The following is an 18,422-nucleotide window of genomic DNA, read 5'->3' as shown; positions in this document are numbered from 1 at the left end:
TTGCGGCCATTCGCGAGCAAGCTCGCTCCCACGGGGATTGTGGTTGCCCATGAAATCGGGGCCGCCTGCGCGGCCCCGATTTCAGCTTACCGACCCTGGGTCGCGTCCACCCGCAGCCGGCGCTCCAGCAGCTTGAACGCCTGCACCAGGACGAACGAGATCACCAGGTAGAACACGCCCGCGGCGAAGAAGATCTCCACCGGCATGTAGGTCCGGGCGATGATCGTGCGGGCCATGCCGGTGATGTCCAGCAGGGTCACGGTACTGGCCAGGGCACTGGCCTTGAGCATGAGGATCACTTCGTTGCTGTACGCCGGCAGGCCGATGCGCGCGGCGCGCGGCAGCAGGATGTGCAGCATCGCGGTGGCGCGGGACATGCCCAGTGCCCGCGCCGCTTCGATCTCGCCACGCGGGATGGCCTGCAGCGAACCACGCAGGATCTCGGCGATATAGGCCGCGGTGTGCAGGGTCATGGTCAGCGCGGTACACCAGAACGGGTCGCGCAGGTACGGCCACAGCGAGCTGGAACGGACCGCGTCGAACTGCGCCAGGCCGTAGTAGACCAGGAACAGCTGCACCAGCAGTGGCGTGCCACGGAAGAAGAAGATGTAGCCATAGGGCAGTGCGCGCACGTACCACAGCCGCGAGGAGCGGGCGATGCCCAGCGGGATGGCGATGATCAGGCCGACGATGACGGCGATGGCCAGCAGTTCCAGGGTCAGGGTCGCGCCCTGGGCCAGGCGCGGCAGCCATTTGATGATGACTTCCCAATTCATGAGTTGGCCCTCGCGAAGCCGCGTCCGGCGCGTTTTTCCATGAAGTGCATGCCGGTCATGGCGAGGATGGTCAGGCCCAGGTAGATCATGGCCGCCACCATGTAGAAGGTGAACGGTTCCTTGGTGCTGGTCACGCCGTTCTGCGACTGGCGCATGATCTCTTCAAGGCCGATCACCGACACCAGCGCGGTGTCCTTCATCAGGATCATGAACAGGTTGCCGAGGCCAGGCAGGGCGATGCGCCACATCTGCGGCAGCACCAGTTTCGAGAAGATCCGCCCCTTCGACAGGCCCAGCGCCAGGCCCGCTTCACGGTGGCCCTTGGGGATCGCCAGCAGCGCGCCGCGGAACACTTCCGTGGCATAGGCACCGAAGCACAGGCCGAGGGCGATGACGCCGGCGGCGAAGGCGCTCAGTTCCAGGCCGGGGATGCCCAGCAGGTCGCCGAGTTGGCTCATCAGGGTGACCGAGCCGAAATAGATGAAGAGTACCCAGAGCAGTTCCGGTACGCCGCGAACGATGGTCGAGTAGCTGCCGCCGACCCAGCGCAGGGGTTTGTACGGCGAGGTCTTGGCCAATGCACCGAGCAGGCCGAGGGCCAGGCCCAGGCACAGCGCCGACAGCGCCAGTTTGACGGTCATCAGCGTGCCAGCGGCAAGCGCCGGCCCGAATCCGTGTAGATCAATATTCATGGGCAGGAGTGTTCAAGGGACCGGCACCGCGCAGGGCGATGCCGGTCGGGGCGAATCAATAGATGCTGAACGGGAAGTACTTGTCGTTGATCTTCTTGTACGTGCCGTCGGCGATGATTTCGTCCAGCGCGGTGTTCAGCTTGTCGACCAGCTGCTTGTCACCCTTGCGCACGGCGATACCGATTTCGTCGCTTTCCACCACGGGTTCGCCCTTGAACTCGTAGTTCTTGCCGGCATCGGACTTCAGCCAGTCGTAGTTCACGTACTTGTCGGCCAGCAGCGCGTCGACACGGCCGGAGGTCAGGTCGAGGTAGGCGTTTTCCTGGGTGTCGTACAGCTTCACTTCAATGTCGCTGCCGTAGGTGTCTTCCAGCCAGGTGGCGGACAGGGTGGCGCGCTGGGTACCGATGACCTTGCCTTTCAGGGCGTCCTTGTCGGTCTTGAAGTCGACGTTCTTCGGCGCGATGAACTGCAGCTTGTTCGAGTAGTAGCGCTTGGTGAAATCGACGGCCTGCTTGCGCTCGTCGGTGATCGACAGCGACGAGACGATGAAGTCGAACTTCTTGGCGTTCAGGGCCGGGATGATGCCGTCCCAGTCGGAGGTGACCACTTCGCACTCGACCTTCATCTTGGCGCACAGGGCGTCGCCGATGTCCTTGTCGAAGCCGACCACCTGGCCACTGGCGTCCTTGCTGTTGAACGGCGGGTAGGCCGCCTCGATACCCATCCGCAGTTTTTCCGCGGCCATGGCATTGGCCGAGAACACCAGCGTGGCGGCAGCGGCCAGGAGGAATTTCTTGTAGGTCTGCATGCGTGTTGCTCCGTTAGCGGTTGCTGGACATGAATTGCTTACAACGCGCCGAGGTCGGGTTTTCGAAAACCTGCTGCGGCGTTCCCTGCTCTTCGATCAGGCCCTGATGGAGGAAGACGACTTCGCTGGACACCTGCCGGGCGAAGCTCATTTCGTGGGTCACCAGCAGCATGGTGCGGCCTTCTTCGGCCAGCGCGCGGATGACGTTGAGGACTTCCTGGACCATTTCCGGGTCCAGTGCGGAGGTCGGTTCATCGAACAGGATGACCTTGGGCTTCATCGCCAGGGTGCGGGCGATGGCCGCGCGCTGCTGCTGGCCGCCCGAGAGTTCGCTGGGGTAGCTGTGTCGCTTGTTGTGGATGCCGACCTTGTCCAGCAGCGCTTCGGCATGCTCGATCGCCTCGGCCTTGCTCTGGCCCAGTACGCGGCGTGGCGCCTCGATGATGTTGTCGAGGATGGTCATGTGCGGCCACAGGTTGAAATTCTGGAAGACGAAGCCGATTTCGCTGCGCATGCGGTTGATCTGCTTGCCGTCGGCGGCGACCAGCTCGCCATTGCGCGCGACCTTGAGCTTGAGCGCTTCGCCGGCGACGAGGATTTCGCCCTGGTGCGGGTTTTCCAGCAGGTTGATGCAGCGCAGCAAGGTCGATTTGCCGGAACCGGAGGAACCGAGGATGGAGATCACGTCGCCGTCGCGGGCGGTGAGGGAAATGCCTTTGAGAATCTCCTGTTCACCGTAGCGTTTGTGCAGGTTGCGGATTTCCAGCGCGGGCGTGGCCTGGGCCATGTGCGGTCCTCATATGTTCTGTGCGTTCTGCTTGTTGGCGGCCGTCCTGGCGAGGCGCCACGCTAGCATAGCGCTCGGATCGCAGCCAAGAAGGTCGAGCAGTGTGGTCGGCCATGGGGGCGGCGGGTGTCGCATCGTCGCAGGGGACTGTCGCGTCGCTGTCCGCCATTCCGCTTCGCGGGGCCGGAGCCGGCATGAAAAAAGGCGCGATGGTGCCATTTTTGGCCGCCGCTGGAAAGTTGTATTTGGTCGCGGCGATGGCGGGTGGCGCCTGTGTGAAGCACTTTCACGCCTTAAGGTTGCACCTTTTTGATTCGTAAAGTTGCACTGGGTGTTACCTGTGTTCGGTTATGGCGCACCCATTTCTAATTGTAAGTGGGTATTTCAGTAATCCGGCGAAGTCTGGCAAGTTTGGCGGCCTTTCGGCCAATGGCTGGCTGAAAGCGCCGCAGGCCTTGTCTGTCGTGGTTACGGGGTATTTCGACATAAACGGTTCATCAACCTGGCCCGCTTATTGCCATCCACCTCTCACGAGACCCAGGGCGCCCCAAAAGGGCATGCGGCCTCGAACGCGGGAAGATCCCCCATTCTTTGCATAGGTAGTTTTATGAGCGGTAAGCACAATTCCAATGACCTCGCTCAGGGGCTCAAGCAACGGCATGTGACCATGCTGTCCATCGCTGGCGTGATCGGTGCCGGTCTGTTCGTCGGCTCCGGCCATGCCATCGCCGCCGCCGGTCCGGCCGTGCTGCTGGCCTACGCCGCGGCGGGCACGCTGGTGGTACTGGTGATGCGCATGCTCGGCGAAATGGCCGTGGCCTCGCCGGACACCGGTTCCTTCTCCACCTACGCCGACCGTGCCATCGGGCACTGGGCCGGTTTCACCATCGGCTGGCTGTACTGGTGGTTCTGGGTGCTGGTCATCCCACTGGAGGCCAATGCCGCCGCGACCATCCTGCATGCCTGGTTCCCCGATGTGGCGATCTGGGTGTTCACCCTGGTCATCACCCTGCTGCTGACCGCGACCAACCTGTTCAGCGTGAAGAACTACGGTGAGTTCGAATTCTGGTTCGCCCTGCTCAAGGTGGTGGCGATCATCGGCTTCATCATTCTCGGCCTGGCGGCGATCTTCGGTTTCATGCCGAACAGCCAGGTCAGCGGTGTCAGCCATCTGTTCGACACCCAGGGCTTCATGCCCAACGGCCTCGGCGCGGTGCTGGGCGCCATGCTGACCACCATGTTCTCGTTCATGGGGACCGAAATCGTCACCATCGCCGCCGCCGAGTCGAAGGATCCGGGCCGGCAGATCAGCAAGGCGACCAACTCGGTGATCTGGCGGATCTTCCTGTTCTATCTCGTCTCGATCTTCATCGTCGTCGCCCTGGTGCCGTGGAATGCCGGCGAGCTGGCGGAAGTCGGTTCGTACCAGACCGTGCTGCAACTGATGGGCATCCCGCATGCCAAGCTGATCGTCGACATCGTCGTGCTGATCGCCGTGACCAGTTGCCTGAACTCGGCGCTGTACACCTCGTCGCGCATGCTGTTCTCCCTGAGCAAGCGCGGCGATGCCCCGGCGCTCGCCCAGCGCACCAACGCCAGCGGCACGCCGCACTGGGCGGTGCTGCTGTCCACCGCGGCGGCGTTCCTCACGGTGTTCGCCAACTATGTGGCGCCGGCGCAGGTGTTCGAGTTCCTGCTGGCCAGTTCGGGCGCCATTGCCTTGCTGGTGTACCTGGTGATCGCCGTGTCGCAACTGCGCATGCGTCGTCAGCGCATGGCCCGTGGCGAGAAGATCGCGTTCAAGATGTGGGCATTCCCGGTGCTGACCTGGGCCACCATCTTCTTCATCATTGCTGTGCTGACCCTGATGCTGGTGCGTCCGGACCATCGTGCCGAGGTGATTTCCACCGGGCTGCTGAGCATTGCCGTGGTGGCCGCCGGTCTGCTGGTGGCGCGCAAGCGCAAGGCGGAGAAGGCTGGGCGGTTGGTGCTGGATAACTGATCGAGCTGGAAATGCAAAAAGGCCGCGACTGGATCGCGACCTTTTTCATTGGCACGAGAACGTCCGTTGCAGGAGCGCGGCTCTGCGTGGGTCAGGCAAACTTCTTCTGCTTCGACACCAGCTCCGACGCCGCCACATAGGCGTCCTGGAACTCCTCGCTCTCCAGCCAGGCCATGGCCTCGGCTTCCTCGGTGCCGTCCAGCCATTTGCGGTAGGCGCAGAAGACCATGCAGATGTAGTCGGTCGCGTGCTCTTCCTTGTGGCCCTTGAGCACCAGGGTCAGCAGCGGGTCGACCATGAACACGGCGATCATCGCTTCCAGGCTGGTCTCCTGGGCTTTCTTCATCTTGTCGAACAGCCCGGCGTAGCTGTTCGAACTCATCGCCTTGTCGAATACCTGCTGGACACTGGCACTGGAGGCTTCGCCACCGCCCTTGACTGCCTGGCCGCTGCGCACCATGCGGTTCTCGCGGGCCTTGGTGGCGGCGCGTTTGGCGCGTTTCTGTTGTTTGGTGTTCGAGGCCATGGGGATTCCCTTGTGCGAAGTCAGTCAAATGGCGCGTATTGAAGCGCAGTTGACCGGGAAACCCAAGCCGGCGAGGGGATTAACGGACCGCAGGCAGCGGCGCCCGGCATGCCGGGCGCACTGCAGGCTTCAGCGCGGCAGCACCAGGGAGCTGACCCGGCTCTGCAGTTGCACGTCTTCCTCGTCGCGACGGTCTTCCTCGATCTCACGCGAAGCACGGCCCACCAGCAGCGGGTCGGGTTCGTGGGCGACGCGGAAGTCCTTGCCCGGGTAATCCAGCGAGTGCAGGAAGTGGCGGATGCAGTTGAGCCGCGCGCGCTTCTTGTCGTCCGACTTGATCACGGTCCATGGCGCATCGGCGGTGTCGGTGTGGAAGAACATGGCTTCCTTGGCCGCGGTGTACTCGCCCCACTTGTCCAGCGACTTGATGTCGATGGGCGACAGCTTCCAGTGCTTGAGCGGGTCGTCACGGCGCGAGATGAAGCGGCGCAGTTGTTCCTCGCGGTTCACCGAGAACCAGTACTTGAACAGCAGGATGCCGCTGTTGCACAGCATGCGCTCCAGCTCCGGGGCCTGGCGCATGAACTCCAGGTACTGCAGCGGCGTGCAGAAGTCCATGACCCGCTCGACGCCGGCGCGGTTGTACCAGGAGCGGTCGAAGAAGACCATCTCGCCCGCGGTCGGCAGGTGCTGGATGTAGCGCTGGAAATACCACTGGCCCTTTTCCTGCTCGGACGGTTTTTCCAGGGCGACGATCCGCGCGCCGCGCGGGTTCAGGTGCTCCATGAAGCGCTTGATGGTGCCGCCCTTGCCCGCGGCATCCCGGCCTTCGAACAGGATGACCACGCGCTGGCCGGTTTCCTTGACCCAGTTCTGCACCTTCAGCAGTTCGATCTGCAGCGCGTGCTTGGCCTTGTCGTACTCGGCGCGGCGCATGCGCGTGCTGTACGGATAACTGTGCGGCAACTGCGCCGACGCGCTGTCTTCGTCGGTGCCATGCGGTGCATGGGCGATTTCGAGGGCGGCCGGGCTGTTCGGCTCGATATCGGTCTCGACGATCGGCGAAGGCTTGCGTGAGCGGCGTGGCGGGCGCGGGGTGGCGGGCTTGTGGGGTGTGACGTGGTGCGTGCTTACCCCGGGCTCTGGGAGCGGCAGGACGGGGGTTTCTTCACTCATGGGATCGGGCCTTCTGTTCCTTCGAATGTCCAACCCACAACTTACATAGATCGAGTGATGGCGTATTGATATCGATCAATGCGCGGGTGGTTTTTCGCGCACGAACAAAAAACCTGAATCCGGCATTAGTTTTCGGCCGTGAGTCGACTCATCTCAATTGCAAGCTTCGAGCCTTTGCGCCATTCAACAGCTTTCCATCCGAAGCTTCTTGCTGTCCGGACGTTTTCGGTGGAGTCATCAATCAGGTAGATCTGCTCTGGCGACATGGACTCGCGTTATTCATCTTCATGTACCTTGGTCTGCTTCCGAGCAAAGGCCGCATTCGACTCTACCGTTACAACATCAATCCAGCCCTCGGGGTGTATGCAGTCCGACTGGTTGGTAACTCGCCATCCGTAAGTCACGGTTCCATTTTTTTTTCCGCTGATATCACACTTCTGGGTTCGACCCTGATAGCAAATATAAGTTTTTGGCGAGTGAAAGGCTCCTGGAATGTCCTGTATTACATAGGGGCAGCCCTGGGCTTCAATATTCACCTTTTCGTTGTTTGGTGACTTGGCTTTTGAGTTATTCCCTTCCGAGGCCCACGGGTTGCTTGCAGGATCATTGGCGGCATCGGCAGCGACTTTATCGATGGATTTACTCTTTTTTTCGGGAGGATTACTGGGGGGCGAAGGCTTGGATATGGACTCGGTTATCACCTTGCTCAAACAGCTCTGCAGCGTGCTAACCATCAATGCTGCCAGCTCAACAGTCGCCTCGCACTCTTCAGAGTTCAATACGCTTGAGCAATCTTGCGCACGACTTTGATCCAGGCCTAATTGAGCGTTGGCCAATGCGTTCGCGCCATAGGTATTGATGAAGCTTCGTAGATCAACGGATCCACTTGCCGTATTTAAAACATCTGGACAGCTATCGGCTAAAGCAATAGGTGTACCTGCAAAGGCAAGTACAAGAACGAGAAGCGATTTCATTTAATCCTCCAATCATCATTCATGAACGTCGGGCGTTCATGTTTTTTGCAGCGTCGATAATGCTGGACTAACCTGAACATTAGCTCAGCCAAGTGTCAGAGGCTCGATTTACTGGCGTTAATTGGTAAATCATCATCAGTAGGGGGCTCTGTGAAAAAGCCAATCGCCTTTATCTGTTTCATTTCCTTAACACTGTTGATACATGGCTGCGCAACAGATCAGGGCTGGGAATACTGGGATGCGAAGCGTGCTGAGCTAGAGCGTACCGGCGTACCCAAGGAAGGTGCACCGGACCTTGATGCCGTCACCCAAAGAGTCGAAAGCGAATATCAGGAACACTGTGTCAAGGGAACGAGCGGAGCAGATTCTTTTTGCCTGAAAGCCGAAGAGCTACTTCCGAAGATGTTCTTTAATCAGCGCGCCCACGCCAAATCCCTGTTTTTCCTGTACGCGCTCAAGAAAAGGAACATGAATCAGGCGGCTACGGCCAGTTGGGCTCCTTCTGAAAGTACCTGTTTTGAAACCTGTCAGTTGATTTACATGAATCAAGTCAGATTGGAGCGAAAACCCACCTCCGAAGAGTTTTATTCCGCCTGGATGGACGCTATGGAGCGGTTGTATTACGGTTACAGAAGGGAGTATTGCTGTGAGGGGTTGGCCCGATTTGAATCGACTGATGAGTTTGTCAAGGATGCGCACAAATATCTGCCTCCTGCAGAGGCGTATTATGCTGAGTCTTTTATTGCCAACGTGATCATCAAGATGAAGCAGCAGCATGAAATTATTGGGCAAAAGAGCGGCTTCACATCGGGAGTTACTCCAACGCCTGAGCAAATGGATCGGTCGGATGGCTATTATGCCGCTCTCTATAAAAATGCGATCGACTACATGAGAAAGAATGATTTCCCGCAACGATACGTAGACTTCGTAGGCAATCTCTACGCGACGGTTAAAAGCGCTCATGAAAATAGATAGCTTCTTCGTGCGGATGCGAGTCGCTGGGGTGGCCGTAAGTCAGTATGTGGCTTGATCATTCTCACTGCGTCACAGGTGGCTGCGGATGTTTGCGCTGCCAGCGCCAGGTTGACGTCAGCTGGAAGACGAAAACTCTTGAGCTCGACTTGATGGATTCGCATCAGGCTCTCCGTGAGCTATGGCGTGTCCGTTCGACTTGCTGACGTTGCCATGCTCGCACAAGGGAGAAGGAGATTCTTTGCTCTGGAATGCATGCGCTGGAGTGGCAGCGAGAGGCGCCTTTTGAGGTTCGGTGCCGAGATGTCCGGAACGACTCTGGAGGGCTGGCGACCACCCGCCCCACGCAACGGTCCAGAAGTGGTTCATGCACTCTGAAATCGCAGGCAAGAAAAAACCCCAAGGACACAGGGTTCCTTGGGGTTTCTCGGTATTTGGTGCCCAGAGACGGAATCGAACCGCCGACACGAGGATTTTCAATCCTCTGCTCTACCGACTGAGCTATCTGGGCAACGGGGCGCATTAAAAGGGTTTTTCAGGTTTGCGTCAACAACAATTTCAAAATTTTTTTAATTAATACCGACGCTTACGTTCCCAGGGGGTCATTCGCTGGGCGGAACGTAGCCTTCGGCCTTCTCGAATGCCTCGCCGGAGAAGAACTTGTCCATCTCGCCCTGGATGAACTTGCGGTCCTCGGCGTTCATCATGTTCAGGCGCTTTTCGTTGATGAGCATGGTCTGCTCCTTCTGCCAGTCGGCCCAGGCCTTCTGCGAGATGTGTTCGTAGATGTCCAGGCCCTTGGGGCCCGGATACGGTGGGCGCTCCAGGCCTGGCAGCTCTTCTTTGTACTTGCGGCACATAACGGTGCGGGTCATCGCGACTCTCCTGCAGTCAATACGTCGGCCGCGCGCTTGAGCAGCTTCTTGACCGGGGCGGCGAGCCCCAGGCGCGGCGGGGTGGCGAGGTTATACCAGAGCCAGTCGGCCTCGGCCACGCGATCGCCCTGCTGGCCGACGCGTACCAGCCACGGCTCGATGGCCAGCTGGAAATGGCTGAAGGTGTGGGTCAGGCCACTGAGCTCGTGACGGCTTTCGATGTGCAACTGGTGCTGTTCGGCGAGGTGCTGCAGATCGTCCAGGTCATCCAGTTCCGGCAGGCTCCACAAGCCGCCCCAGAGTCCGCTGGACGGCCGCCGGTAAAGCAGGATGGCGCCTTCGTCGTTGGCCAGCAGCGGCATCAGCGTGCGCTTGCGTGGCAGTTCCTTGCGCGGCTTGGGCAGCGGGTAGCGGATCTCCTGGCCGAGCATGTGCGCCTCGCAGCCACGCTCCAGCGGGCACAGCAGGCAACTGGGCTTGCTGCGGGTGCAGAGGGTGGCCCCGAGGTCCATCATCGCCTGGGTGTAGTGGTTGACCCGGGCATGCGGGGTGAAACGCTCGGCATTGGCCCACAGCGCCTTCGCCACCTTCGGCTCGCCGGGATAACCCTCCTGCGCGGTATAGCGGGCCAGCACGCGCTTGACGTTGCCGTCGAGGATCGGCGCGCGCAGGCCCATGCTGATGCTGGCGATCGCGCCGGCGGTGGACAGGCCGATGCCGGGCAGTTCGGTGAGTTTCTCCACGTCGCGGGGAAACTCGCCGCCGTACTGCTCGACGACGATCCTCGCGGTCTTCTGCAGGTTGCGCGCGCGGGTGTAGTAGCCGAGTCCGGTCCACAGGTGCAGCACTTCGTCTTCCGGCGCCGCGGCCAGCGCCTGGACGTCCGGCAGGGCGTCCATGAAGCGGCTGAAGTAGTTGAGCACGGTGCTGACCTGGGTCTGCTGCAGCATGATCTCGGAGACCCACACCCGGTACGGGGTGATGCCCTGTTGCCAGGGCAGGTCGTGGCGGCCGTGGCGGTCGAACCAGTCGAGGACCGCGGTGGAAAACTGCTCGGGGGTCATCGTTTGAACAGGCCCTTCAGTGCGTCTTTGAGCTCGGGACTGACCTTGTCACCGAGCTTTTCGTCGAGTTTTTCATTGAGTTTTTCGTTGATGCGGTTGCCCAGCGCCTGGCCGGCCAGCTTGCCGACGCCTTCCTGGTCGACCCGGCAGGCCCGCGCGCCCAGCTCCAGCGGGCCACGGCAGCGCAGCGGGAATTCCAGGCCGGCAAAGCGCTCGTTGACCTGGCAGGCCGGGTCCGGCATGTCGCGCTTGTCGCCTTCGACGATGACCCCGACGCGGTAGTCCATGCCCAGCACGCGCAGGTCGATGTCGCCGTTACCGTTGACGGTGAGGCCGGGGATGCGCACCTTCAGGTCCGGGTTGCTGGCCACGCCGTTGCGCAGTACCAGGCTGCCTTTCAGTTCCTGGAACGGGGTGTCCTTGCCGCGCGGCTCGCCGCTCAGGGTCTTGCGGTTGAGGGTGGCGATGCCCTGGCACAGTTGCTGTTCGAGGTTGGCGTTGATCAGCACGCCGTCGTTGATGACGAAGCTGGCGTTGCCGTTGAGCGTGTCGATCAGGGCTTTCTGGCTGTTGCCGCTGGCGGTCAGGTCGCTGTTCAGGGTGAGCAGGCCCTTGAGCGGCGGGGTATCGCCATCGTGCTTGATGAAGTGTTCCACCGGCACCCGGTCGATCTTGCCGGTGATACCGATCTGCGGGATGTCCGGACGCACGTCGAGGGTGCCGCGGGTGTCGAAGCTGCCGTTGTACAGCCCGCCGCGCAGGGCCTGGAGGGTGATCAGGCCACCCTGGCCGCTGGCTTTGAGCTCGGCATTCCGGATCGGCAACTTGTCCAGGGTCAGCATGCCGAAGCTCAGGTCGGCCTGCAGGTCGAGGGCGCGCAGGCGATCCACCGGCAGCAGCTTGTCGCTGCTCCAGGCGACCTGGGTCGGCGCCTCCGGCAGCGGCGAAGTGCTTGGGCCGGAGAGGGCGCTGCTCTCGTTGCTCTTGACCTCGGCCTGGCGCGCGGCGCTGGCGCTGGCCGCGGCTTCGCTTTTCGCCAGCAGGTAGCGGTCGGCGTCGAACTTGTCGTTCTTCAGCTGGATGCGCAGGGCCTGCCTGGCGAAGTCCTCCACCGCGAGGCGGCCGGTGAAGGTGCTGGCGTCGAGCTTCAGGGCCAGGTCTTCCAGGGCCAGGCTGGTTTTCGTGCCTTCCAGGCGGCCGACCAGTTCGACGTTGGTCAGGGTGCTCGGGTCGTTCATCGCCGGCAGGGCGACGCCGACGCTGTCGAGGAACTTGCGCAGGTCGAACTGGGCGATGGAAATGCCGCCGGTGAGTTTCGGCTCGCTGTTCAGGTCGCGCACATGCAGCTCGCCGAGGGCGCGCAACTGGTTGGCGGAGAGCTTCAGGCCGTTCCACTCGGCGACGTTGGCGGCCAGGTCGGCGAGCAACTGGCCCTGGGCGGAAAAGGTCATGCTCTTCTGCTGCAGCGGCTCGCCGGAGAGCTCGCCGCTGAGCTTCATGTCTTCCAGCTGGTAGCGGCGCAGCGCGCGGTCGAAGCGGGCCTCGCCGTTGAGCTCGATGCGTGCGCGCAGTACCGGTTGGCCGGAACTGAGGAAGGCGGTGAGTTTCAGCGGGATGTTGACGCCGTCATGCACGGCCTCGGTGCTCAGCTGGATGCTTTCGGCGCTGAAGCTCTGGCCGCTGCGCGCGTCGTTGTACTGCACGCGGGCGTTGTTGACGGTGAGGCTGTCGATGTCCAGTTTCAGCGGACGCTCGCCGGCCGCCGGTTTGCTTTCGCTCGGCGTGGCGGGTGGCGTGGCGGGCGCGGTTTCGCCGCTGGCCGCCGGGGTGCTGGCCGGCAGTGGCTTGCCGATATCTTCCCAGTTGCCGTGGCCGTTTTCGTCACGGCTGAGGGTCAGGTTCAGCCCTTCCACGCGCACGTCGCTCATCTGCACTTCGCGGCGCAGCAGCGGCAGCACGCGCACCGACAGGCCGAGCATCTGCAGGTCGGCGAACGGTTCGGTGGGCTTGTTCAGCGTGGCAATGCTCGCTTCGTGCAGCTCCAGGCCGAGCCAGGGGAACAGGCTCCAGCCGATGTCGCCGTTGAGGGTCAGCTCGATATGAGCCTTGTCGCGAGCCAGTTGGCGGATCTCGTCTTTGTAGTCGTTGGGATCGAAGAGGTGGGTGAGGGCGAAGCCTCCTGCCACGACGATCAGCAACAGCCCGAGAACCACCAGTCCCAGGATTTTGCCAAACGCTTTCATGGGCGAGTCCTTGTAGTCCGATGTCTGAAAATTCAGCCGCAGAGTATAGCCTTGCGACCTTGGCGACTGCGATTAGTCCTGGGTGTGGGGGAAATGGATAAAGCCTGTCGGATCGGGTAGCGCCACCCTGTACGCCAAGGCATCAGCAGTTGGCCATTTCGACCCTGCATCGAGCGACAGTTCCGCGAAGAGGGTCTCAGTTGCGTGCAATTCTGCGATATCAGTTTGACTTCTGTTAGCAAGCTAAGTGCTACTCTTGCCCGGTTCCCGGGTCTTGCTGCGACGGTTTGTCGCGACAGGGCCGGCTGCCTGCAAAAGAACGACTCGCTGCCTGCGTGCGCCAAAGTCGATGGGTGTCCGGTTCGACAGGGGAACCCTACCTATCTACGAGGGCAACAATAATGAGCAGCATCACCGCGGGAGCCGTCGACAGCACGCCGGGCTTCCTCTCCAAGGAGCGCATCGTCGCTCGCAGCGGGTTCAACCGCTGGCTGGTTCCACCGGCCGCCCTGGCCATCCACCTGTGCATCGGCATGGCCTACGGCTTCTCGGTGTTCTGGCTGCCGCTGTCCAAGGCCATCGGCATCAGCGCGCCGGTCGCCTGTTCGGCGGACATCGGGTTCTTCGCCCAGGTCTTCTCGTCCAGCTGCGACTGGCCGATCTCGATGCTGGGCTGGATCTACACCCTGTTCTTCATCTTCCTCGGCTGCTCGGCGGCGATCTGGGGTGGCTGGCTGGAGCACGCCGGGCCGCGCAAGGCCGGTGTGGTCTCGGCGCTGTGCTGGTGCGGCGGTCTGCTGATTTCCGCGCTGGGCGTGTACACCCACCAGATCTGGCTGATGTGGCTCGGTTCGGGGGTGATCGGTGGTATCGGTCTGGGCCTGGGCTACATCTCGCCGGTCTCGACCCTGATCAAGTGGTTCCCGGACAAGCGCGGCATGGCCACCGGCATGGCGATCATGGGCTTCGGCGGCGGCGCGATGGTCGGTGCGCCGCTGGCGGCGGCACTGATGAACCACTTCGCCAGCCCTGAAGGCGTCGGCGTGTGGCAGAGCTTCGTGGTGATGGCGGCGATCTACTTCGTGTTCATGATCGGTGGCGCCCTGGCCTACCGCGTGCCGCCCACCGGCTGGAAGCCGGAAGGCTGGATCGCCCCGGCGAAGAAGGCCAGCAACGCGATGATCACCCACCGCCATGTGCATGTCAGCGTGGCCTGGAAGACCCCGCAGTTCGCCCTGATCTGGCTGGTGCTGTGCCTCAACGTCTCGGCCGGCATCGGCATCCTCGGCATGGCCTCGCCGCTGCTGCAGGAGGTCTTCGCCGGCAAGCTGCTGGGCAACAACCTGACCTTCAGTGAGCTGGACGCCGCGCAACTCGGCCAGATCGCAGTGATCGCCGCCGGCTTCACCGGCCTGCTCAGCCTGTTCAACATCGGCGGGCGGTTCTTCTGGGCCTCGTTCTCCGACTACATCGGGCGCAAGAACACCTACTTCGCCTTCTTCGCGCTGGGCTTTGCCCTGTATTCGCTGGTGCCGAACATGGGTCACCTGGGCAACATCGCCCTGTTCGTCGCGGCGTTCTGCATCATCCTGTCGATGTATGGCGGTGGTTTCGCCACGGTGCCGGCGTACCTGGCCGACCTGTTCGGTACGCAGATGGTCGGTGCCATCCATGGCCGCCTGCTGACCGCCTGGGCCGCGGCGGGTGTGCTCGGGCCGGTGCTGGTCAACTACCTGCGCGAGTACCAGTTGAAGATTGGCGTGGAGCGGGCCGCAGCCTACGACATCACCCTGTACATCCTCGCCGGTCTGCTGGTGCTGGGTTTCATCTGCAACGCCCTGGTGCGTCCGGTGGCCGACAAGCACTTCATGACCGATGCCGAACTGGCCGCGGAGCAGGCGCTGGGCCATGACAAGGGCGCCGACAGCAGCACCGTGCTGGAGTGGTCGGCCGCGCCGGCGAGCAAGCCGCTGGTGATCGCCGCCTGGCTGGCGGTGGGCATTCCGCTGGCGTGGGGGGTGTGGGTGACGCTGCAGAAGACGGCGGTGTTGTTCCAGTAGACCCGTTGCTCGGGCGCGGTAGCGCCCGCTTTTCGTAGGAGCGTGGCTTGCCCGCGAAGGCCTGCAAGGCAGGCCCGATCCGGTTGATACCGTTTTGGGACCGCTGCGCGGTCCTTCGCGGGCAAGCCACGCTCCTACGGGATTTTCGCGGGTAAAGCCCGTTCGAGATTCTTTGCCGGCAAGACCTGATCGCCATATGTCATCTTCGTTTCAAGATGCGACGTTCTCGGCCTATAATGACCGCCTTTTTCGCCCAATGATTTTGCGGAGCTGGTGATGGTCGAACGTAAGGCATCCGTCGAGCGCAATACCCTGGAAACCCAGATCAAGGCCTCGATCAACCTGGATGGCACTGGCAAGGCCCGATTCGATATCGGCGTGCCTTTCCTTGAGCACATGCTGGATCAGATCGCCCGTCACGGGCTGATCGACCTGGACATCGAGTGCAAGGGCGACCTGCATATCGACGATCACCATACCGTCGAGGACGTCGGTATCACCCTCGGCCAGGCCTTCAACCAGGCCATCGGCGACAAGAAAGGCATCCGCCGCTACGGCCATGCCTACGTGCCGCTGGACGAAGCGCTGTCGCGCGTGGTGATCGACTTCTCCGGTCGTCCCGGCCTGCAGATGCATGTGCCGTACACCCGCGCCAGCGTGGGCGGCTTCGACGTCGACCTGTTCCAGGAGTTCTTCCAGGGCTTCGTCAACCACGCCAACGTCACCCTGCACATCGACAACCTGCGCGGGCACAACACCCACCACCAGATCGAAACCGTGTTCAAGGCCTTCGGCCGCGCGCTGCGCATGGCCATCGAGCTGGACGAGCGCATGGCCGGGCAGATGCCGTCGACCAAGGGATGCCTGTAATGCAGACCGTCGCCGTTATCGACTATGGCATGGGCAACCTGCACTCCGTGGCCAAGGCCCTGGAGCACGTGGGGGCCGGCAAGGTGCTGATCACCAGCGATGCCAGCGTGATCCGCGAAGCTGATCGCGTGGTGTTCCCCGGTGTCGGTGCGATGCGCGACTGCATGGCCGAGATCCGCCGCCTGGGCTTCGACGCCCTGGTCCGCGAGGTCAGCCAGGACCGGCCGTTCCTCGGCATCTGCGTCGGCATGCAGGCGCTGCTCGATCACAGCGAGGAGAACGACGGTGTCGACGGCATCGGCCTGTTCCCCGGCAAGGTGCGCTTCTTCGGCAAGGACCTGCATGAGGATGGCGAGCACCTGAAAGTGCCGCACATGGGCTGGAACGAAGTCAGCCAGGTGGTCGATCACCCGCTCTGGCACGACATCCCGGACCGCGCGCGCTTCTACTTCGTGCACAGCTACTACATCGAGTCCGGCAAGCCGTCCCAGGTGGTCGGTCGCGGTCACTACGGCGTCGATTTCGCCGCGGTACTGGCCGAAGGCTCGCGCTTCGCCACCCAGTTCCACCCGGAGAAGAGCCACACCCACGGCCTGCAGCTGCTGCAGAACTTCGCCGCCTGGGATGGCCGCTGGTAATGAGCCGCTCCAGGAACAAGACCCCGGTCATGACCCTCAGCTCCGAACAGGAGCGTGAGGCGCTGGACACCCTCAAGCGCTTCCTCGAAGACCGTTTCGAGCTGCAGTTGGGGTCGTTCGAGGTGGCCGAGGTCCTGGAACTGATCGGCAAAGAAATCGCACCGCACTACTACAACAGGGCGATCTTCGATGTTCAGGCGCAGCTCAAGGAGCGCTTCGAGAGCATCGAGAGCGACCTGTGGGCGCTCGAGAAGAACTGACTTCCCGGGCATCACTGTTTACCGAATAGACAGGTTTTCCAGATGCTGATTATCCCCGCTATCGATCTCAAGGACGGTGCCTGCGTACGTCTGCGCCAAGGCCGCATGGAAGATTCCACCGTGTTCTCCGACGACCCGGTGAGCATGGCCGCCAAATGGGTGGAAGGGGGCTGCCGCCGTCTGCATCTGGTCGACCTCAACGGCGCCTTCGAAGGCCAGCCGGTCAACGGTGAAGTGGTCACCGCGATCGCCAAGCGCTATCCGAACCTGCCGATCCAGATCGGCGGCGGCATCCGCTCGCTGGAAACCATCGAGCACTACGTCAAGGCCGGCGTCAGCTACGTGATCATCGGCACCAAGGCGGTCAAGCAGCCCGAGTTCGTCGCCGAAGCCTGCCGCGCCTTCCCGGGCAAGGTCATCGTCGGCCTGGACGCCAAGGACGGCTTCGTCGCCACCGACGGCTGGGCCGAGGTCAGCTCGGTGCAGGTCATCGACCTGGCCAAGCGTTTCGAGGCCGATGGCGTCTCGGCGATCGTCTACACCGACATCGCCAAGGACGGCATGATGCAGGGCTGCAACGTGCCCTTCACCAAGGCCCTGGCCGAAGCCACGAAGATCCCGGTGATCGCCTCCGGCGGCATCCACAACCTGGGCGACATCAAGGCCCTGCTGGACGCGAAGGCCCCGGGCATCATCGGCGCCATCACCGGTCGCGCGATCTACGAAGGCACCCTGGATGTCGCCGAGGCGCAAGCCTTCTGCGACAGCTACAAAGGCTGAGGAGAACGCCATGGCCCTGGCCAAACGCATCATCCCTTGCCTGGACGTGGACAACGGCCGGGTCGTCAAGGGCGTCAAGTTCGAGAACATCCGCGATGCCGGCGATCCGGTGGAAATCGCCCGTCGCTACGACGAGCAGGGTGCCGACGAGATCACCTTCCTCGACATCACCGCCAGCGTCGATGGCCGTGACACCACCCTGCATACCGTCGAGCGCATGGCCAGTCAGGTGTTCATCCCGCTGACCGTGGGCGGTGGCGTGCGTACCGTGCAGGACATCCGCAACCTGCTCAACGCCGGGGCCGACAAGGTCTCGATCAACACCGCGGCGGTGTTCAATCCGGAGTTCGTCGGCGAAGCGGCGGCGCATTTCGGTTCGCAGTGCATCGTCGTCGCCATCGACGCGAAAAAGGTTTCCGGCCCGGGCGAAACCCCGCGCTGGGAGATCTTCACCCACGGCGGGCGCAAGCCTACCGGGCTGGATGCGGTGGAGTGGGCGAAGAAGATGGAAGGCCTGGGCGCCGGCGAAATCCTCCTGACCAGCATGGACCAGGATGGCATGAAGAGCGGCTTCGACCTCGGCGTGACCCGGGCCATCAGCGATGCCCTGGGCATTCCGGTGATCGCCTCCGGTGGCGTGGGCAACCTGCAGCACCTGGCCGACGGCATTCTCGAAGGCCACGCCAGCGCGGTGCTGGCGGCGAGCATCTTCCACTTCGGCGAGTACACGGTGCCCGAGGCGAAGGCCTATATGGCGCAGCGTGGGATTGTCGTTCGCTGACATTTGAATGGGACCGCGTTGCGGTCCTTTCGCGGGCAAGCCACGCTCCTACGGGTGATCGGTGGTGCCCGCTTCTTGTAGGAGCTGGCTTGCCTGCGAAGGGCTGCAAAGCAGCCCCAAATCTCAGGGTTCAAC

18 protein-coding genes and 1 tRNA gene are annotated in these 18,422 nt (G+C 62.3%); 8 read left to right on the top strand and 11 right to left on the bottom strand.

Going from position 1 to position 18,422, the window contains the following annotated elements; translation table 11 throughout:
• Positions 1 to 86 precede the first annotated feature (86 nt).
• From CHB99_RS03280 to CHB99_RS03265, 4 genes are read right to left on the bottom strand one after another with little or no spacing between them, the layout of a single operon-like run.
• On the bottom strand, positions 87 to 776 hold the full coding sequence (locus CHB99_RS03280) for an ABC transporter permease (protein ID WP_042120572.1): 690 nt from the start codon (positions 774 to 776) through the stop codon (positions 87 to 89).
• A complete protein-coding gene (locus CHB99_RS03275; RefSeq protein WP_042120571.1) occupies positions 773 to 1,468 on the bottom strand; it encodes an ABC transporter permease in 696 nt (231 codons plus the stop codon). Before CHB99_RS03275 ends, CHB99_RS03280 begins: the two co-directional genes overlap by 4 nt.
• 55 nt (positions 1,469 to 1,523) lie before the next feature.
• Positions 1,524 to 2,279, bottom strand: coding sequence for an ABC transporter substrate-binding protein (locus tag CHB99_RS03270; protein WP_042120569.1), 756 nt, complete (start codon positions 2,277 to 2,279; stop codon positions 1,524 to 1,526).
• Between the two features lie 13 nt (positions 2,280 to 2,292).
• Positions 2,293 to 3,066 (bottom strand): ABC transporter ATP-binding protein, encoded by a 774-nt coding sequence (locus tag CHB99_RS03265; protein WP_042120567.1) that lies wholly within the window; start codon positions 3,064 to 3,066, stop codon positions 2,293 to 2,295.
• 607 nt (positions 3,067 to 3,673) lie between these two features.
• On the opposite strand from CHB99_RS03265, the gene gabP reads away from it, so the two are divergent.
• On the top strand, positions 3,674 to 5,068 hold the full coding sequence (gene gabP, locus CHB99_RS03255) for a GABA permease (RefSeq protein WP_042120563.1): 1,395 nt from the start codon (positions 3,674 to 3,676) through the stop codon (positions 5,066 to 5,068).
• 91 nt (positions 5,069 to 5,159) lie between these two features.
• Here gabP and CHB99_RS03250 read toward each other — a convergent pair whose 3' ends face one another.
• From CHB99_RS03250 to CHB99_RS29400, 3 genes are all read right to left on the bottom strand, one after another.
• Complete coding sequence (locus CHB99_RS03250) at positions 5,160 to 5,594, bottom strand: hypothetical protein (RefSeq protein ID WP_042120561.1); 435 nt, start codon at positions 5,592 to 5,594, stop codon at positions 5,160 to 5,162.
• A 129-nt stretch (positions 5,595 to 5,723) separates the two neighbouring features.
• Positions 5,724 to 6,770 carry a polyphosphate kinase 2 gene (ppk2, locus tag CHB99_RS03245; RefSeq protein ID WP_042120560.1) on the bottom strand — a complete coding sequence of 349 codons (1,047 nt, stop codon included), beginning with the start codon at positions 6,768 to 6,770 and terminating at the stop codon, positions 5,724 to 5,726.
• A 275-nt stretch (positions 6,771 to 7,045) separates the two neighbouring features.
• A complete protein-coding gene (locus CHB99_RS29400; protein WP_141137236.1) occupies positions 7,046 to 7,744 on the bottom strand; it encodes a hypothetical protein in 699 nt (232 codons plus the stop codon).
• Between the two features lie 150 nt (positions 7,745 to 7,894).
• Here CHB99_RS29400 and CHB99_RS03240 point away from each other — a divergent pair, with 150 nt between their 5' ends.
• The gene (locus CHB99_RS03240; RefSeq protein WP_141137235.1) at positions 7,895 to 8,719 is read left to right on the top strand and encodes a hypothetical protein; all 825 of its coding nucleotides are present in this window, start codon (positions 7,895 to 7,897) and stop codon (positions 8,717 to 8,719) included.
• Between the two features lie 432 nt (positions 8,720 to 9,151).
• Here CHB99_RS03240 and CHB99_RS03235 read toward each other — a convergent pair.
• The 4 genes from CHB99_RS03235 to CHB99_RS03220 form a co-directional block, all read right to left on the bottom strand.
• Positions 9,152 to 9,227: transfer RNA gene (locus tag CHB99_RS03235), tRNA-Phe, on the bottom strand.
• A 91-nt stretch (positions 9,228 to 9,318) separates the two neighbouring features.
• Positions 9,319 to 9,591, bottom strand: a complete 273-nt coding sequence (locus tag CHB99_RS03230; protein ID WP_042120558.1) for an oxidative damage protection protein — start codon at positions 9,589 to 9,591, stop codon at positions 9,319 to 9,321.
• A complete protein-coding gene (gene mutY / locus CHB99_RS03225) occupies positions 9,588 to 10,655 on the bottom strand; it encodes an A/G-specific adenine glycosylase (RefSeq protein ID WP_042120556.1) in 1,068 nt (355 codons plus the stop codon). The genes CHB99_RS03230 and mutY overlap by 4 nt, the downstream gene beginning before the upstream one ends.
• A complete protein-coding gene (locus CHB99_RS03220; protein WP_042120554.1) occupies positions 10,652 to 12,898 on the bottom strand; it encodes an AsmA family protein in 2,247 nt (748 codons plus the stop codon). The genes mutY and CHB99_RS03220 overlap by 4 nt, the downstream gene beginning before the upstream one ends.
• Positions 12,899 to 13,296: 398 nt before the next feature.
• Here CHB99_RS03220 and CHB99_RS03215 point away from each other — a divergent pair, with 398 nt between their 5' ends.
• From CHB99_RS03215 to hisF, 6 genes are all read left to right on the top strand, one after another.
• A complete protein-coding gene (locus CHB99_RS03215) occupies positions 13,297 to 14,958 on the top strand; it encodes an OFA family MFS transporter (protein ID WP_042120669.1) in 1,662 nt (553 codons plus the stop codon).
• 276 nt (positions 14,959 to 15,234) lie between these two features.
• Positions 15,235 to 15,828 (top strand): imidazoleglycerol-phosphate dehydratase HisB, encoded by a 594-nt coding sequence (gene hisB, locus CHB99_RS03210; protein ID WP_042120552.1) that lies wholly within the window; start codon positions 15,235 to 15,237, stop codon positions 15,826 to 15,828.
• Positions 15,828 to 16,466, top strand: coding sequence for an imidazole glycerol phosphate synthase subunit HisH (gene hisH / locus CHB99_RS03205; protein WP_042120551.1), 639 nt, complete (start codon positions 15,828 to 15,830; stop codon positions 16,464 to 16,466). Before hisB ends, hisH begins: the two co-directional genes overlap by 1 nt.
• The gene (locus tag CHB99_RS03200; protein WP_042120550.1) at positions 16,466 to 16,726 is read left to right on the top strand and encodes a DUF2164 domain-containing protein; all 261 of its coding nucleotides are present in this window, start codon (positions 16,466 to 16,468) and stop codon (positions 16,724 to 16,726) included. The genes hisH and CHB99_RS03200 overlap by 1 nt, the downstream gene beginning before the upstream one ends.
• Before the next feature lie 42 nt (positions 16,727 to 16,768).
• Positions 16,769 to 17,506: a 1-(5-phosphoribosyl)-5-[(5-phosphoribosylamino)methylideneamino]imidazole-4-carboxamide isomerase gene (hisA, locus tag CHB99_RS03195; protein WP_042120549.1), complete on the top strand. Its 738-nt coding sequence runs from the start codon at positions 16,769 to 16,771 to the stop codon at positions 17,504 to 17,506.
• A gap of 10 nt (positions 17,507 to 17,516) precedes the next feature.
• Positions 17,517 to 18,287, top strand: a complete 771-nt coding sequence (gene hisF / locus CHB99_RS03190) for an imidazole glycerol phosphate synthase subunit HisF (RefSeq protein WP_042120547.1) — start codon at positions 17,517 to 17,519, stop codon at positions 18,285 to 18,287.
• Positions 18,288 to 18,422: the final 135 nt, after the last annotated feature.

The organism is Pseudomonas japonica (assembly GCF_900188455.1).
GTDB lineage: Bacteria > Pseudomonadota > Gammaproteobacteria > Pseudomonadales > Pseudomonadaceae > Aquipseudomonas > Aquipseudomonas japonica.
The sequence above is the reverse complement of the archived record's forward strand: the minus strand, read 5'-3'. Positions and strand labels throughout refer to the sequence as shown.

Bases quoted from the DNA above. Each gene is read 5' to 3' on its own strand.
- CHB99_RS03280 (WP_042120572.1), bottom strand. From the start codon at position 776: ATGAATTGGGAAGTCATCATCAAATGGCTGCCGCGCCTGGCCCAGGGC.
- CHB99_RS03275 (WP_042120571.1), bottom strand. From the start codon at position 1,468: ATGAATATTGATCTACACGGATTCGGGCCGGCGCTTGCCGCTGGCACG.
- CHB99_RS03270 (WP_042120569.1), bottom strand. From the start codon at position 2,279: ATGCAGACCTACAAGAAATTCCTCCTGGCCGCTGCCGCCACGCTGGTG.
- CHB99_RS03265 (WP_042120567.1), bottom strand. From the start codon at position 3,066: ATGGCCCAGGCCACGCCCGCGCTGGAAATCCGCAACCTGCACAAACGC.
- gabP (WP_042120563.1), top strand. From the start codon at position 3,674: ATGAGCGGTAAGCACAATTCCAATGACCTCGCTCAGGGGCTCAAGCAA.
- CHB99_RS03250 (WP_042120561.1), bottom strand. From the start codon at position 5,594: ATGGCCTCGAACACCAAACAACAGAAACGCGCCAAACGCGCCGCCACC.
- ppk2 (WP_042120560.1), bottom strand. From the start codon at position 6,770: ATGAGTGAAGAAACCCCCGTCCTGCCGCTCCCAGAGCCCGGGGTAAGC.
- CHB99_RS29400 (WP_141137236.1), bottom strand. From the start codon at position 7,744: ATGAAATCGCTTCTCGTTCTTGTACTTGCCTTTGCAGGTACACCTATT.
- CHB99_RS03230 (WP_042120558.1), bottom strand. From the start codon at position 9,591: ATGACCCGCACCGTTATGTGCCGCAAGTACAAAGAAGAGCTGCCAGGC.
- mutY (WP_042120556.1), bottom strand. From the start codon at position 10,655: ATGACCCCCGAGCAGTTTTCCACCGCGGTCCTCGACTGGTTCGACCGC.
- CHB99_RS03220 (WP_042120554.1), bottom strand. From the start codon at position 12,898: ATGAAAGCGTTTGGCAAAATCCTGGGACTGGTGGTTCTCGGGCTGTTG.
- hisB (WP_042120552.1), top strand. From the start codon at position 15,235: ATGGTCGAACGTAAGGCATCCGTCGAGCGCAATACCCTGGAAACCCAG.
- hisH (WP_042120551.1), top strand. From the start codon at position 15,828: ATGCAGACCGTCGCCGTTATCGACTATGGCATGGGCAACCTGCACTCC.
- CHB99_RS03200 (WP_042120550.1), top strand. From the start codon at position 16,466: ATGAGCCGCTCCAGGAACAAGACCCCGGTCATGACCCTCAGCTCCGAA.
- hisA (WP_042120549.1), top strand. From the start codon at position 16,769: ATGCTGATTATCCCCGCTATCGATCTCAAGGACGGTGCCTGCGTACGT.
- hisF (WP_042120547.1), top strand. From the start codon at position 17,517: ATGGCCCTGGCCAAACGCATCATCCCTTGCCTGGACGTGGACAACGGC.